11 protein-coding genes and 1 pseudogene are annotated in these 15,615 nt (G+C 64.3%); 2 read left to right on the plus strand and 10 right to left on the minus strand.

Features of this window, described 5'->3' with window-relative positions; all coding sequences use genetic code 11:
- Positions 1 to 185 (minus strand): annotated as a pseudogene (locus AC1DX0_RS05825) (IS5/IS1182 family transposase); the annotation flags it as partial.
- Between the two features lie 335 nt (positions 186 to 520).
- On the opposite strand from AC1DX0_RS05825, the gene AC1DX0_RS05830 reads away from it, so the two are divergent.
- Entirely contained in the window at positions 521 to 1,465 is a 945-nt protein-coding gene (locus AC1DX0_RS05830) for an IS110 family RNA-guided transposase (protein ID WP_477354585.1), read from the plus strand.
- A gap of 67 nt (positions 1,466 to 1,532) precedes the next feature.
- On the opposite strand, the gene AC1DX0_RS05835 is transcribed toward AC1DX0_RS05830, so the two are convergent.
- The 5 genes from AC1DX0_RS05835 to AC1DX0_RS05855 form a co-directional block, all read right to left on the minus strand.
- Positions 1,533 to 3,983 (minus strand): GcvT family protein, encoded by a 2,451-nt coding sequence (locus AC1DX0_RS05835; protein WP_477354588.1) that lies wholly within the window; start codon positions 3,981 to 3,983, stop codon positions 1,533 to 1,535.
- Entirely contained in the window at positions 3,980 to 5,161 is a 1,182-nt protein-coding gene (locus tag AC1DX0_RS05840; RefSeq protein ID WP_477354591.1) for a pyridoxal phosphate-dependent aminotransferase, read from the minus strand. The genes AC1DX0_RS05835 and AC1DX0_RS05840 overlap by 4 nt, the downstream gene beginning before the upstream one ends.
- Positions 5,154 to 6,059: a homocysteine S-methyltransferase family protein gene (locus tag AC1DX0_RS05845; RefSeq protein ID WP_477354594.1), complete on the minus strand. Its 906-nt coding sequence runs from the start codon at positions 6,057 to 6,059 to the stop codon at positions 5,154 to 5,156. The genes AC1DX0_RS05840 and AC1DX0_RS05845 overlap by 8 nt, the downstream gene beginning before the upstream one ends.
- Entirely contained in the window at positions 6,056 to 8,509 is a 2,454-nt protein-coding gene (locus tag AC1DX0_RS05850; RefSeq protein WP_477354597.1) for a GcvT family protein, read from the minus strand. Before AC1DX0_RS05850 ends, AC1DX0_RS05845 begins: the two co-directional genes overlap by 4 nt.
- 98 nt (positions 8,510 to 8,607) lie before the next feature.
- Positions 8,608 to 9,150: a helix-turn-helix domain-containing protein gene (locus AC1DX0_RS05855; protein WP_477354631.1), complete on the minus strand. Its 543-nt coding sequence runs from the start codon at positions 9,148 to 9,150 to the stop codon at positions 8,608 to 8,610.
- Positions 9,151 to 9,375: 225 nt separating this feature from the next.
- Here AC1DX0_RS05855 and AC1DX0_RS05860 point away from each other — a divergent pair, with 225 nt between their 5' ends.
- On the plus strand, positions 9,376 to 10,080 hold the full coding sequence (locus AC1DX0_RS05860; protein ID WP_477222122.1) for a nitroreductase: 705 nt from the start codon (positions 9,376 to 9,378) through the stop codon (positions 10,078 to 10,080).
- 41 nt (positions 10,081 to 10,121) lie between these two features.
- On the opposite strand, the gene AC1DX0_RS05865 is transcribed toward AC1DX0_RS05860, so the two are convergent.
- From AC1DX0_RS05865 to AC1DX0_RS05880, 4 genes are all read right to left on the minus strand, one after another.
- Complete coding sequence (locus AC1DX0_RS05865; protein ID WP_477354599.1) at positions 10,122 to 11,564, minus strand: MFS transporter; 1,443 nt, start codon at positions 11,562 to 11,564, stop codon at positions 10,122 to 10,124.
- Positions 11,565 to 11,739: 175 nt separating this feature from the next.
- Positions 11,740 to 12,327 carry a sarcosine oxidase subunit gamma gene (locus AC1DX0_RS05870; protein WP_477222124.1) on the minus strand — a complete coding sequence of 196 codons (588 nt, stop codon included), beginning with the start codon at positions 12,325 to 12,327 and terminating at the stop codon, positions 11,740 to 11,742.
- The gene (locus AC1DX0_RS05875; protein WP_477354601.1) at positions 12,320 to 15,313 is read right to left on the minus strand and encodes a sarcosine oxidase subunit alpha; all 2,994 of its coding nucleotides are present in this window, start codon (positions 15,311 to 15,313) and stop codon (positions 12,320 to 12,322) included. The genes AC1DX0_RS05870 and AC1DX0_RS05875 overlap by 8 nt, the downstream gene beginning before the upstream one ends.
- Positions 15,310 to 15,606 (minus strand): sarcosine oxidase subunit delta, encoded by a 297-nt coding sequence (locus tag AC1DX0_RS05880; RefSeq protein WP_477354604.1) that lies wholly within the window; start codon positions 15,604 to 15,606, stop codon positions 15,310 to 15,312. Before AC1DX0_RS05880 ends, AC1DX0_RS05875 begins: the two co-directional genes overlap by 4 nt.
- Positions 15,607 to 15,615: the final 9 nt, after the last annotated feature.

The raw sequence follows: 15,615 nt of genomic DNA on the forward strand, positions 1-15,615 counted from the left end.
AACAGGACCAACGGTGGCCAGGCAGCCCGACCCGGTCCACCATCGCGCAGCGGGTTGAGTAGCTTCTCGAAGCGGTCCCACTTCACCAGACCTGACAATCGATCGAGTGGCGAAGAACCGCCTGCCAACTTGCCGCCCAGAAAGGCTTCCGCCAAGCTCAACTGACCCGTCTGCTTCACTGCCATCGTGATTCCCTCCGAGCGTCAATCTCAGAGAATCACAACCACCGAATTACGCAACAGTCCCCCTGTGGGAGAAGGTGTCGCCGAAGGCGACGGATGAGGGGTGCTCCAGGGAACACCAACGCCTCACTTCGCTGGAACACCCCTTGTGTGTTTGGAATCGTGCATTGTTGAGGGTGCCACGGACCAGGTGCTTGCCTGATCCGTGGCGGTGGTCGAGAGCCCGTCGCCCCTCAGGTGGCCTAAACCGTGGATGAGCTGGGGYCCGACCGCCTTCTTTTGTGAACCCGAACAGTTGCAAGGGGCAAGCCCCCGCACACAAGGAAGGGACCGAGGAGATGGTAGCGCAAACGGTTCAGGACATCGGCATCGATGTTGCCAAAGGCTGGCTCGACGTGGCGGTGTTTCAAACGCAGGAACAAGCGCGTTTCGACAACGACAAGGACGGATGGGCCAAGCTRRTCAGATGGCTGCGGGGTCGCACCGTACGCGCCATCGGCATGGAGCCGAGCGGCGGYTATGAGCGCGGCGTGGCCAAGGCACTGCGCAGCGCGGAYCTGCCGGCCAGGAACGTCAATCCGCACAAATTGCGCCACTATGCCCGCGCCCTTGGCCGATTGGCCAAGAATGATCGCATCGATGCCTTGCTGATTGCGCGCTACACCGCCGAACTGCCGACCCGGCCGGTGCGTTGCGACCCGATTGCGGAGCAACTGGCCGATCTGGTCGTGGCCCGCAGGCAGCTTAGCGACGATAAGGTCAGCCTTGCCAATCAACTCGAGCAGCTACGCGAGCCGATGGTGAAGCGCATCTTCACCCAGCGGCTGCGTCGTATCGAACTCGATATCGCACTGCTCGCCAAGCGTATGGCCGAACTCGTCGCCAGCCAGCCGGCGCTCGCGGCCAAGGATCGCCTGATCCAGTCCTTCCACGGTGCCGGTCCAGTCCTCAGCCATACTATACTGGCGCTGGCGCCGGAGATCGGGCAGGCCTCGCGACGCGAGATTGCAGCGCTTACCGGTCTGGCGCCCTACGACTTCGATACCGGCACCTTCAAAGGTCGCCGCGTCATCTGGGGCGGCCGGCATGCTCTGCGCAGGGTGGTCTACATGGCAGCGCTCACCGCCAGCCGCTCAAATCCCGTACTCAGAGCCTTCCACCAGCGTCTCATTGCCAACGGCAAGCAACCAAAGGTCGCCATCGTCGCCGTGGCCCGAAAGATTATGACCATCCTCAGCGCCATGCTTCGACACAACCAACCCTGGTGTCCAGACAAAGCCTGAAAACACAGTTGCTCATCCGGCCCTTCGGGCCACCTTCTCCCCGTGAACGGGGCGAAGGAAGACGGCGCTACATCTTCACCCGCTCGGCCTTCGGGTCATACATCGGCTTCAGCGAGGCCTCGGCCGCAAACCGCTCGCCGGCAATCTCGATCTCGTAGGACGAGGCCAGCACATCCGCCTCGCTTTCGCCCTGGCATGGCACATAGCCCAGCCCGATCGCGCCGCCGAGATGGTGGCCGTAATTACCTGATGTGATCGGGCCGACGATCTTGCCGTCGCGCAGGATCGCTTCGTTGTGGAAGAGCAGCGGCTGCGGGTCTTTCAGGCGGAATTGGACCAGCCGGCGGTTCAATCCGGCTTCCTTCTTCTTCAGCACGGCATCGCGGCCAATGAAGTTACCCTTTGAGGTTTTCACCGCAAAGCCGAGGCCGGCCTCCAGCACATTGTCCTCATCGGTGATGTCATGGCCGAAATGCCGAAAGGCCTTTTCGATGCGGCAGGAATCGAGCGTGTGCAGGCCGCAGAGTTTCAGGCCGACATCGGCACCCGCCTCGTCGATCGCCTCGAAGACGTGCGCCGCCTGGTCGGTCGAGACATAGAGCTCCCAGCCGAGTTCGCCGACATAGGTGACGCGGTGGGCGCGGGCGAGGCCCATGCCGATCTCGATCTCCTGGAACGTGCCGAACGGGTTGTTCTCGTTCGAGAAGTCGTTGGGGCTGACCTTCTGGATCAGTTTACGCGCGTCCGGCCCCATCAGGCAGAGGACGCTTTCGGCCGCTGTGACATCGGTGATGACCACGAACTCCTCGCCGACATGCCGGCGCAGCCAGGCGAGGTCGCGCTGCAGCGTGGCACTCGGCACGACGAGGAAGTAGGCCGTMTCCGAAAGTCTGGACACGGTGAGATCGCTTTCGATGCCACCGCGCTGGTTGAGCATCTGGGTATAGACGATCTTGCCCGACGCCACGTCCATGTCGTTGGCGCACAGTTTTTGCAGGAAGGCGCAGGCGTCGCGGCCCTCGACGCGGATCTTGCCGAACGAGGTCATGTCGAACAGGCCGACCTTGCTGCGGACCGCCAAATGTTCTTCGCGCTGGTTGTCGAACCAGTTCTGCCGCTTCCAGGAATAGCGGTATTCGCGCTCCTGTCCCTCGCGGGCGAACCAGTTGGCGCGCTCCCAGCCGGCGACCTCGCCGAACACGGCGCCGCGCGCTTTCAAATGCTCATGCAGGGGCGAGCGCCTGACATTGCGCGACGTCGCCATCTGCCGATAGGGGAAATGGTCGGCATAGAGCAGGCCGAGCGTTTCGGAGACGCGCTCCTTGAGATAGCGGCGGTTCTTCTGGAAGGGCTGGGCACGGCGAATGTCGACTTCCCACAGATCGAAGGGCGCTTCGCCGTCGTTGATCCATTGCGCCAGCGCCATGCCGGCGCCGCCGGAGGAGACGATGCCGATCGAATTGTAGCCGGTCGCCATCCAGTAGCCGGAGAGCTCCGGCGCCTCGCCGAGATAGTAGCGGTCGTCGGGGGTAAAACTCTCCGGGCCATTGAAGAAGGTGTGGATGCCGGCGGTCGCCAGCATCGGCATGCGGTTGACGCCCATTTCGAGGATCGGCTCGAAATGGTCCATGTCCTCGGGCAACTGGTCGAAGCAGAAATCCTCGCGGATGCCGTCCATGCCCCAAGGCTTGGCCACCGGTTCGAAGGCGCCGAGCATCATCTTGCCGGCGTCTTCCTTGTAGTAGGCGCACTCGTCCGGCACGCGCAGCACCGGCAGACGGCCAAGGCCGGCGATCGGCTCGGTGACGAGATAGAAATGCTCGCAGGCGTGCAGCGGAATGGTGACGCCGTTCTGGGCGCCAAGYTCCCGCGCCCACATGCCGGCGCAATTGACGACGACATCGGCCTCGATCGTGCCTTGGTCCTCGCCTTGTGCCCACGATACGCCGGTGACGCGACCGGCCTTGGTGTGCACCTTGGTGACCTTCACATTCTCGACGATGGTGGCGCCGCGCTGGCGCGCACCCTTGGCCAACGCCATGGCGATGTTGGCGGGATCGCATTGGCCATCGAGCGGCAGATGCACGGCGCCGACGACGTCGGACACATTGAGATGCGGGTACATCTGCTTGACTTCGTTGGGTGAAATCTCGCGCACATCGACATCGAAAGCGCGGGCAAGCGATGCCTGCCGATAAATCTCGTGCTTGCGCTCCTCGGTCAGCGCCACGGTGATCGAGCCGACCTGGCGCATGCCGGTGCCGACTTCGGTCTCGGCTTCCAGCTTGACGTAGAGGTCGGCCGAATATTTCGCCAGCCGSGTCATGTTCTGCGAGCCGCGCAACTGGCCGATCAGGCCGGCGGCRTGCCASGTCGTGCCCGAGGTCAGYTGCTTGCGCTCSAGCAGCACGATATCGGTCCAGCCGAGCTTGGCCAGATGGTAGGCGACCGAACAGCCGGAAACGCCGCCGCCGATGATGACCGCGCGTGCCTTGGTGGGGATGGTCTTGGTGGTCATGCGGCCTCGCGGCGATAGGTGGAAGCAAAACGGCGCAGCCGAAGTGCTGCTTCTTGGAGAATCGGCTCCGGCTGGCAGAGGCTGATGCGGATATGGCCGGCGGCGGCTTCGCCGAAGCTGGAGCCCGGCATCACGCCGACGTTCTCCTTGTCGAGGAAGGCGAAGGCGAATTTYTCGTCGTCGGGTTCGACMTCRGATATGTCGAGCATGACATACATGCCGCCTTCSGAGCCGCGCACRCTGACRTYGTTCATGCCGCGCACGGCATCGAGAAAGACGGTGCGGCGCGCCGCGTAGCGCTCGGCGATGTCCTTCACGCCGTAATGGTTCTCCAGCGCCTCGGCGCAAGCGACCGAGATGAAGGCCGGCAGGCCGTAGGTGGTCACCAGATTGAGATTGATGAGCAGGGTGATCATCGCTTCGGGACCGGTCAGCCAGCCCATGCGCCAGCCGGTCATGCCATGGCTCTTGGACATGGAATTGATGACAAGCGTGCGCTCGGCCATGCCGGGCAGCGAGCGCGGCGAGACATGCTCGCCACCACCAAGCGTCCAGTAAACCTCATCCGACAACAGCCAGAGGTCGTGCTCCCTGCAGATTTCGGCCAGTTGTTCCAGCCGCTCGCGCGAATAGACCGCACCGGTCGGGTTGTTCGGCGTGTTGATCAGGATGGCGCGTGTGTTGGGCTTGAGTGCCGCGCGGATCATGTCGGCGTGCGGCTGGAAACCATCCTCGGCCGGCGTCTCGACGACGGTGAAACTGGCGCCGGCAGCGCTGAACGTGTTGGGGTAGGTGGCGTAGTAGGGGGCAACGACGATGGCGTGGTCGCCCGTGTCGAGCACCGCCTGTACGGCCGCGTAGAGTGCGGCCTGGCCGCCCGGTGTGGCGATCACCTGATCCGGCGTCGTCTCGACGCCGGTGCAGGCGCTGGAGGCCGACGCCATTGCCTGGCGCAGGCGCGGCAGGCCCTGCAGCGGCGTGTAGTGGTGATTGTGGCCGCGCACCGCGGCCACGCAGGCCTCGATCGTCTGCGAAGGCGTGTCGAAATCATGGTCGCCGACCGACAGCATGATGATGTCCTCGCCGGCCGCCTTGCGGGCCCAGGCGGCGGAATGGACCTCCCAGCCGTCCTTGCCCGACGGGACAATGCCGGAAATGCGCGATGATGGTCTAGGCATGCAAAACTCCCGAAATCTCGTAGCCGGCCCGTTCGAGCCGGTCGCGCAGCGCGGCAATGTGCGGCGGTCCGACTTCGCAGCAGCCGCCGACGATGTCAGCACCTGCCTCCACCCAGCCGATTGCCTGCTCGGCATAGGCGTCCGGGCCGAGGTCGTGGCGGGCATGCAGCACATCGACGGTCCCGCCGTGCTTGAGCGCCTCCGTGGAGGTGAAGCCATTGGCATAGGCGCCGAYCGGGCCGCCGAGATCGATCAGTTCAGGCAAGGCGGCGGCGATCGCTTCCGGCCGGCAGCAGTTGAGCAGCCGCGCCGCTATCGGCAGGCCATCGAGCGCGCTGGCCGCGGCTGCTATTGTTTCGCCGCTGCGCAGCCGTGGCGTGCCGTGATCGGCGAGCGTCCACGACACCCAGACAGGTTTGCCGCTTTCCGATGCCGCGGTGACGGCCGCGCGCGCCTCATCGGCCGAGGCCATGGTCTCGCACAGGAAGAGATCGACGCCATCCGCCTGCTCGGCGACGATGCGGCGATAGATGTCGAGCGTCTCCTGGTAAGAGATGGTCAGCGCCGGGGCGTAGCTGCCGAAAAGCGGCGACAGGCAGCCTGCTATCGCGGCATCGCCGGCTTCGTCACGAGCTTGCCTGGCCAATTCGATGCCACGCTTCTGCAGCGGCTTGAACAGCTCCTCGGCGCCCTCGCGCGCCAGGCGTTCGGGGGTCGCCGAATAGGTGTTGATGGTGATGACGCGGGCGCCGGCGCGGATGAATTCGGCATGCAGGCCGCGCACCAGATCGGGTTCATCGATCAGCACCCTGGCCGACCACAAGGGCGTCGGCTCGGATTTGCTGCGCCGGACCAGTTCCTGACCCATACCACCGTCGGTGAGGATGACTTTCTTCATGCTCTCAGTCTTTCGTTCTTCGGATCCCACAAAGGTTCGTCGTTCTGCACGATCGCCTTGAAACGGTCGCCAAAGATTTCGACCTCGACAGAGGTGCCGGGCTCGGTCAAATCGACGCGCAACATGCCGAGCGCGATCGACTTGTCGATGCGATGGCCCCAGCCGCCCGACGTGGTCTCGCCGACGATCTGGCCGCCATGCCACAGCGTCGACATGTAGGGTGCGTCGCAATCGCCGGGGTTTTCGACGACCAGCGTGACGAAGCGCTTCTTCACGCCTTGCTGCTTCTCGTTCTGCAGCGCGGCCTTGCCACGGAAGTCGGGCTTTTCCCATTTGACGAAACGCTCGAGCCCGCCTTGCAGGATGGAATAGTCGGTCGAGAGATCGCCCTTCCAGGTGCGGTAACCTTTTTCGAGCCTGAGCGAATCCAGCGCGTACATGCCGAACGGTTTCAGGCCATGCTGTTGTCCTGCCGCGCAGACGGCATCGAAGATGGCGGCCGTATCGTCGACCCTGGTGTGGATTTCCCAGCCGAGTTCTCCGGCGAAGGATACGCGCACCAGCTTGGCCCAGCGGCCGGCGATCTTCGTTTCCTGATGCGTCAGCCACGGCAAGGAGAGGTCGGCGTCGCAGACATCGGCGAGGATTTTTCGCGAATTGGGGCCAGCCAGGATCTGGGTGGAGAATTCCTCGGTCCGGTCGATCAACTTGAACGATGCATCCTTGGTCATGCGCGATTTCAGCCACTCGAAATCATGCCATTGCGCGACCGCGGCGGTGATCAGCGTCATCACATTCTCGTCGTGGCGAACGACGGACATTTCGGTGACGATGCGGCCCTTGTCRTCGGCGAAATAGACGAGGCCGATGCGGCCGGGCTTCGGCACCAGTCCGGTSACCTGYAGGCYCAGCCAKTCGGCAGCRCCSGGACCTTCGAGATTGAAGCGCGAGAAGCCGGGCAGGTCGAGGATGCCGGCCGCATCGCGCACGGCGAGGCATTCCTCACGCACGCGTTGCTGCCAGGGACCTTCACGGCGGAAGGTGAGCGTGGCTTCCTCGGAGATGTCGTCGCCGTCCTTCGCGTACCAGGTGGCGCGTTCCCAGCCATTATAGGCATCGAAACGGCCGCCGAGCGCCTTGGTGCGGTCGTGGATCGGCGACAGTTTCCGGTCKCGCCCYKCGGGCCAGGCATGGCGSGGGAACTGGATGGCGTATTCGTTGCCGTAGATYTCCAKGCCCTTGGCGACGCAATARTCRGGSGCCGMGGCAAAKGAGGTGAAGCGGCGCGGATCGCAGGACCACATGTCCCAYTCCGTCYGGCCTTGCGTSACCCATTCGGCCAGCACCTTRCCGGCGCCGCCGCCCTGGGCGATGCCGAAGGTGAAGACGCAGGCCTCGAAGGCATTGGGCACGCCGGGCATCGGCCCGATCAGCGGATTGCCGTCCGGCGCATAGGGGATCGGGCCGTTGATGACCTTGGACAGGCCGGCGGTGCCCAGGATCGGCACGCGGGCGACGGCGTCGGCCAGGTAATGCTCCAGCCGGTCGAGATCGTCGGGGAAGAGCTGGAAGGAAAAGTCCTCCGGCATCGGATCGCCAGGGGTGGCCCAATGCGCGCGGCAATTGCGCTCATAGGGGCCGAGATTCATGCCGGCCTTTTCCTGGCGCAGATAGTAGGAGGTATCGACATCGCGCAGCAGCGGCAGCTTCTTGCCCTGTTCCTTCGACCACGCCGCAAGCTCGGGGATTTCCTCGAACAGGATGTATTGGTGGCTCATCACCATCATCGGCACTTCGCGGCCGAACATCCGGCCGACTTCGGCGGCGCGATAGCCGGCGGCGTTGACGACGATTTCGCAGCGGATCTCGCCCTGTGGCGTGGCGACCACCCATTCGTCGTTTTCGCGGCGCACGCCGGTAACGGGGCAGAAGCGGATGATTTTCGCGCCCAAGTCGCGCGCGCCCTTGGCCAGAGCCTGGGTCAATTGAGCCGGGTCGATGTCACCGTCGCTGGGGTCGTAGAGCGCGCCTTTCAAATCATGTGTCTCGATGAAGGGGTAGCGGCGCTTGATCTCGTCGACGCCGACCACGTCGATGTCCATGCCCTGGTAGCGGCCCATGCCCTTGGCACGCTGGAATTCCTGCATGCGTTCCTTCGAATGGGCGAGCCGCAGCGAACCGGTGACGTGGTAATTCATGGGATAGTCGACCGCGTCGGCGAGGCCACGGTACAGCTCGGTCGAATAGCGCTGCATGTTCATCAGCGACCAGGACGAGGAGAAGGTCGGCACATTGCCGGCGGCATGCCAGGTCGAGCCTGATGTCAGTTCGTTCTTCTCCAGAAGCACGCAGTCGGTCCAGCCCGCCTTGGCGAGATGATAGAGCGAGGAGGTGCCGACAACGCCACCTCCGATGATCACCACGCGCGCCGTGCTCGGCAAACCCGCCATGTTTCTTCTCCCAGACCGAAGCGCGTCGCGCTTCTATTTTTTGTTTTGATGCATGTCGTTATCCCAAAACCGCTGCACACTTTTGGGCGACATGCATTTCAATAAACCGGTGGCGAAACCACCCAGATGACAACCGCCGGCTCGGTGCCCGGATTGCGCCAGCGATAGGGCTTGCCTTCGAAGCGGAAGGAATCGCCTTCGCCGAGCCGGTGCCAGATACCCGCTATCTCGATCTCGAAAATACCCGAAGCGAGATAGCCGGCTTCCTCGGTCGGCCGCAGCTGCTCGGTCTTCATCTCCGCGCCCGCCGCGAAGATCGAGCGCACCATCTCGAAGCTACCACCGAGATCGGGCGAGAGGAGTTCTTCCACCAGGCCGGTTTCGCTGGTGCCAAGCGTGCGGCGCCTGCCGGCGCGAACAATGACACCACGCTCGCTTTCGACCGGTACGTCATGGCTGAAGAACAGGCTGATCGGCACGCCGAACAGTTCGGCAAAGGCCCTGAGATCGCTGAGCGAMGGSRTCGACAGGCCGCGCTCGACCTGGCTGACCCAGCCGACCGAACGGTCGAGCTTCAGCGCGATTTCGGCGAGCGTCAGCCCACGTGCCCGGCGCAGCGCCCTGATATCGCCGGCCAGCACGCGTTCGTCAGGTCCCTGCAATGTTCGTGCGCTAGGAGACGCCAAAACGCTCACTTCATGAAAATTTCAATCCGAATTTCATGAGAAATCAAGCTCATGAAAAAATCAAGCAGAATTTCACCGATGCTCAAGATTTACTTGCAGGATTTTGACGGTTCATGCAAAGGCTCCGCCGCGAGCGGCGAGTGGGGACGTCCGATCGATACAAAGGCTAAGGGACGGCCCATGCTGGAAAAGAAGGCTCGAATCGCGGATGAGGCCGAGATCGTCGATGAGGCGATCGTGTCGCGCCGTTCTGTGCGCGCGTTTTTGCCCGACATGATCGACGACGAGACGATCCGCGACATTCTGGCGGTTGCGGCACGCGCCCCTTCAGGCACCAACATGCAGCCATGGCGGGTCTACGTCACCAAGGGCGAGACCAAGCAACAGATATCGGATGCTGTCCTGAATTCCGGTATCCGCGCCGAAAAGGCCGACTGGGACGAGTATCGCTACTATCCGACCCAGTTCTTCGAGCCTTATTTGACACGGCGCCGCGCCAATGGTTTCGGGCTTTACGGCGCGCTCGGCATCGGCCGCCGGGAGGTCGACAAGATGCGCGCGCAGCACGACCGCAACTTCGTCTTCTTCGATGCGCCTGTCGGCATGATCTTCACCATCGACCGCCGCCTCAACCAGGGCTCGTGGATCGACTACGGCATGTTCCTGCAGAACATCATGGTTGCGGCGCGGGGCAGGGGCCTGCACACCTGCCCGCAGGCGGCCTTCGCGCCCTATCACCGGCAGATCCGGCCGGTGCTCAACATTCCCGACGAGGAGATCGTCGTCTGCGGCATGGCGCTGGGCTATGAGGACATTTCCAAGCCGGAAAACGCCTTCCGCACTGATCGCGTTCCGCTGGAAGAGTGGGTGACGTTCAACGAATAGCCTCGCCGCACCGGTAAGCATGCCGACGCGAGCGACATACCCTATTCCGTATTCATCTGCATGCCGTGSCCGCTGACATGGGCGCCGTCCTGCGGCGTCAGCTTGAGRTAGGCRAKCAGCGCGCASAGCGTGATGACGCCCTCGAYCGCGAACAGGATGCGGAARTCKTTGGTCACGGCAGGCCCGCCGCCGGCCAGGAACGACAGCATGGCCGCCGCAAGGCCGACGCTGATYGCSACTGCCAGCTGCCAGAGRATGTAGTAGAGCGCGCTGAAGCGGGCGAGCTGTTCCGGCGCGATGTCGGAATAGGCGAGGTTTCCGGTTGAGGCCCATTGGATGGAACGGAAAACACCGAAAACGAAGATGTAGGTCAGCACGATCCAGACCGGCATCGTTGCCTGCATCAAGGCGAAGCCGGCGACCATGGCGGCAACGATCGGCGTGTTGAAGACCAGCACGCGGCGGAAACCGAACCGGTTGAGGACGCGCGGCATGAAGAAACGCATGATCACCGAGCCGAGTGCGGCAACGAAGGTCAGCGATCCCGCCTGCACCGCGCTCATGCCGAAACCGAGCTGGAACATCAGCGGCAACAGGAAGGCGACGGAGCTGAGGCCGATCGTGTCCAGGCCGCCACCGGTGAGGAACGAGATGCGGAAGGTGCGGATGCGCAGGAGCTTGAGGTCGAGCAGGGGATTGGGCACACGCAGGCAGTAGAGCGAGGCGATCGACAGGATGACGACCGCCAACGCCAGTTCGCCGGCGACCATGCTGCCTACGGCGTCTTTGGCGGCAAGCGAGTCCATGCCGAACACCAGCAGGATCATGCCGCTGCCGACCAGCAGAAAACCGGGAAAATCGAACCGCGTGCGCACGGGCTTGGTCACTGTCGGAAACAATGATGCGGCAAGGATTGCCGCAGCCAGCGCGAATGGCACATTGATGAAGAAGATCCAGCGCCAGGAAATGTAGGTGGTCAGCGCGCCGCCGACGAGCGGCCCGACCAGCGGCCCGGTTTGGCTGGCCACCGAGATATACATGTTGACCTTGAGCGTGCGGCTGCGCGGAAAGCTCGACAATATGACGACCTGGCCGAGCGTGCCCATCAGCGCACCGCCGAAGCCCTGCAGGGCGCGGGCGCCGACCAGCATCCAGATGTTGTCGGACAGTCCGCAGAGCGCCGACGAGCCGGCGAACACCAGCAAGGCAAAGCAGTAGACGTTGCGCAGGCCGAAGCGATCGGCGGCCCAGCCGCCGAGTGGCATCGAGATGATCAGGCTGGCGACATAGACGGTGATCAGAAGGCCGAGCTGGCTCGGCGGGCGGGCGAGGCTTTCGCCGATGCCGGGCAGGGCCGTCACCACGACATTCTGGTCGAGGCTGGTCATGAACACACCGCAAGCGACCGTCAGCGGCAGCAAGAGCAAGGCTCTGGCCGACACATCGGCGCGATCCGTGGCGCCGGTGGATAGTTCTGCGGTCATGGGGATGTTCGAACCAAACGAATGTGCCGAGTCTGAGACGGGGTTTTATGCCCCTTGGGCCGATCTGGCGGCCACGTTTTCCTACCATGGCCGCTCGCGGCGCGATTCTCTAGCGGCAGAACCGGCCGGCATTGAGGCCAGAAGCAGCAGTGGCGCGGCCATCCGGCTGCACCACCTACTGCACTTCGTAACCGACTTCCTCGCTGGCATGGCAGAGCGCTTTCCAGAACGAACGCGCAAAGGAGCGGAAGACGTAGATGTCGAACTGGTCGGCGCCGGTGCGCTGGATCTGGGCGAAGACATCGTGATGGGTGGTCGAGCGGCCGGCGCCGACCGGGAAGGCCGGCAGCGCGAAGTCGATGGCGAAGAATTTCGCCAGCACCCATTCCGCTTTCGGCCCGGCGATGCGTATGGCAGTGCGGCCGTGCGACAGGTCGGTCACTGTGCCGATGGCCGGAGTCACCATCTTGGCGAGGGAAGCGGCCAGCCCTTCGGCTTCATCGGCCACGGTGAATTTTCCCGGCGCGAAGCCGAACACCGATTTCACGCCGTCGCTCAGGCCGCCGCCGGCGCCGTCGGGCAGCGCCAGTCCGGTGACGGTGCGGATGGCGGTGATCAGCCTCTTCTCCTCGCCCGGCCAGGCGGCGAGCTGCACGATCGAGCCCGGCCGCGTTTCGGTGAGGATGATCTCGACGCCATGCTCGAAATTGCCGTGCGAGCCGACATGAAACTCCGGCTCGAGGGGGGATTGGCGCTCAACCATGCATGCGGGTCCCTTCCGGATCGTAGAAATGGTTGGAGACGATCTCGACCGGTCCGAACCGGTTGCGCAAGGGATCGGAGACATGGGCGCGGGTGCCGTGCCGTGCCTTGCCGCCCTCGACCAGGGCGAGCGCGATATGCTTGCCGAGCGCCGGCGAATAGCAGCAGGCGGTGATGTGGCCGATCGAGCCGTGCGGATTGGCTTCGTCCAACTCCTCGACAATGTGCGCACCGCCATTGAGGGGCCGGTTGTCGAGTGCGATCAGGCCGACCAGTTCCAGCCGGTCGGGCGCGATCAGGCCTTCTCGGTCCATCATCGCCGAACCGATGAAGGGCTTCTTCTTCGACAGCATCCAGTCGAGATGCAGGTCGCGCGCCGTGGTGCGGCCGTCGATCTCGGCGCCGGTGACATGGCCCTTCTCGATGCGCATCGTGCCCAGCGCCTCGAGCCCGTAGGTGACCAGCCCGAACGGCTTGCCGGCTTCAACAAGCGCTTCCCAGACATGGGTGCCATGGCCGGCGCCGGAATAGACCTCGAAGGCCATTTCGCCGGAGAAGGACAGCCGGCAGATCATCACCGGCACACCAGCGATCTCGCCACGCACGATGCCCATGAAGGGCAAGGTCGCATTGTCGACAGCGGTGCCGGTGACGCAGGCGGCAAGGATCTGCCTGGCCTTCGGCCCGCCGATCGCCGCCCCCGCCCATTCGTCGGTCACCGAGGTGACGTGAACCTTGAGGTCCGGCCAGATCACGTCGAGGAAATATTCCAGATGCTGCATCACCTTGCCGGCATTGGCCGTGGTGGTGGTCATCAGGAAATCCTGCTCGCCGAGTCGCCAGGTGGTGCCGTCGTCAAAGGCAAGGCCGTCCTCGCGCAGCATCAGCCCGTAGCGGGCCTTGCCGACGGCGAGCGTCGAAAACATGTTGGTGTAGACGCGGTCGAGGAAGGCSGCGGCGTCGGGGCCCTGCACGGCGATCTTGCCCAGCGTCGAGACATCGACGATGCCGGCACTCTCGCGCGTCGCCTTGGCCTCGCGCACATAGGCCTGCTCGACCGTTTCGCCTGMAAGCCCGTAGATCATCGGCCGGTACCAGAGGCCGGCGGAATACATGGTCGCGCCATTGGCAAGGTGCCAGTCATGCATCGGCGTCAGCCGCTCGGGCTTCAGGTCGCCGAAGCGCTCCGCCGCCAGCGAGCCGATCGACACCGGCGCGAAGGGCGGCCGGAAGCGCGTGGTGCCGACCTCGGGGATCGGCTTGCCCAATGCCTCGGCCATGATAGCGAGGCCGGGGACATTGGAGCTCTTGCCTTGGTCGGTCGCCATGCCAAGCGTGGTGTAGCGCTTCAGATGCTCGACCGAGACGAAGCCTTCGCGATGCGCCAGCCTTACATCCTCAGCCGTCACGTCATGCTGGAAATCGACGAAGCTCTTGCCCTTGGCCCTGATCTCGAAGACCGGCGCCGGATCGGGGTCGCCGAGTACAGCCTCGACCGTGGGCAACGCCGCCGGCGTGCTTGTTCCACCGGCTGCTGCAATGCCGGCGGCGCGGCCTTCGGCGATCGCCGCGGTGGTGGAAAAACTGCCGGTAAAGGCGCCGGCGCCGACCCAATGCTGTGTCGGCTTCGGCGGCAGRAAGGCCTGCCGCGCGGCATTCCATTCCGCTTTGGCGCCGGCCTGGCTGGCCAGATGGATKGTCGGCGACCAGCCGCCYGACATCAGCAGGCAGTCGGCATGGATGCTGCGTTCGTCGCCGCTCAGCGCACCGGTGACCATGTCGAAACGCTGGACCTTGACGCCGGAGACCGCCTTGCCGCCCTCGGTGGCGATGACCGCATGGCCGGCCAACAGTTCGGCTTCGGCCTCCGTCGCCAGTTTGCGTATTTCGGCTGACAGCTCGGACCTGACGTCGGCGATGGCGACGATCGCCGCACCGGCCTTCTTCAAGGCGACCGCCGCGCGATAGGCGCTGTCATTGTTGGTGAACAGCGCGATCCGCTCGCCCGGCAGCACGCCGAACTCATTGGCGTAGCGCTCGGCGGCATGCGCCAGCATCACGCCCGGCCGGTCATTGCCCGGGAAGACGAGCGGCCGCTCGAAGGCGCCGGTGGCCAGCACCACGGATCTGGCGCGGATCGCCCAGTAGCGATGGCGCGGCTCGCCCTTGGCGGGCTGCTCCTTGTGGTCACTGACGCGTTCGAGTGCTGCAAGCGTGTTGTTGTCGTAGTAGCCCCAGACCGTGGTGCGCGGCAAAAGCCGGACATTGTCGCGGCCTTCGAGCTGAGCGACGGTGCGGCGCGCCCAATCGGTGGCTGGCGCGCCATCGATGGTTTCATCGGACCAGTTGGTCGAGCCGCCGAAACGCGGTTCGAGATCGGCCAGCATGACGCGGGCGCCCTGATCGGCGGCGGCCTTGGCGGCCATCAGCCCGGCCGGGCCGGAACCGACCACCAGCACGTCGCAAAAGGCATTCATGCGTTCGTAGCGGGCGGGGTCCTTCGCTGATCCGGCGCTGCCGAGACCGGCGGCGCGGCGAATGAAATGCTCGCAGAACATCCAGAAACGCGTGCCCTTCAGCGGACCGACCACCGGTCCCATGAAGGTCTTGTAGTAGAAACCGGCCGACAGGATCTTGCCGCCGAGCTGGTTGACGGCGTTGACGTCCCAGGCCAGCGAGGGGAAGCGGTTCTGGCTGACGGCGATCAGCCCGTCATGGATCTCGACCATGGTTGCCGGAATGTTGGGCTCGCGAACCTCGCCCGTCAGCACCGTCACCAGCGCGTTGGGCTCCTCGACACCTGCGGTCAGCAGGCCGCGCGGGCGGTGGTATTTGAACGAGCGCCCGAAAAGCGTGACGCCCTTGGCCAAAAGAGCGGACGCCAGGGTGTCGCCGGCATGGCCGGTATAGGCAACGCCGTCGAAGGTGAAGCGGATCGTCTTCAGCCGATCGATGCGGCCGCCAGTGTCGGCGCGGCGCGGGCTCATGCCTTGTCCTCCGCCTTGCGGCGCGCGGCTGAGCTATGATCGCCGCGCACGAAGGCGACGCTGGAAATCTCATGCGTCAGCGTGTTGCGCACGACGCGCAGATGGGCGCGGCAACCGCCGGAATGCTGCCAGATCTCGTTGTGGTCGCCGGCCGGGTTTAGCCGGTCATAGACGTAGGCGTTCCAKGCSTCGARATTCTGCGAGGCCGGKTSMGGSCGYTSGCGGTTGCCGTCRCCCTGATAGGTGAACTCGATGACGTCGCGCGGGCCGCAGTAGGGGCAAGTGATGAGCACAGGATGTTC

The sequence above is a fragment of the Mesorhizobium sp. P3_A9 genome, from assembly GCF_056402975.1.

Bases quoted from the DNA above. Each gene is read 5' to 3' on its own strand.
- AC1DX0_RS05860 (WP_477222122.1), top strand. From the start codon at position 9,376: ATGCTGGAAAAGAAGGCTCGAATCGCGGATGAGGCCGAGATCGTCGAT.
- AC1DX0_RS05870 (WP_477222124.1), bottom strand. From the start codon at position 12,327: ATGGTTGAGCGCCAATCCCCCCTCGAGCCGGAGTTTCATGTCGGCTCG.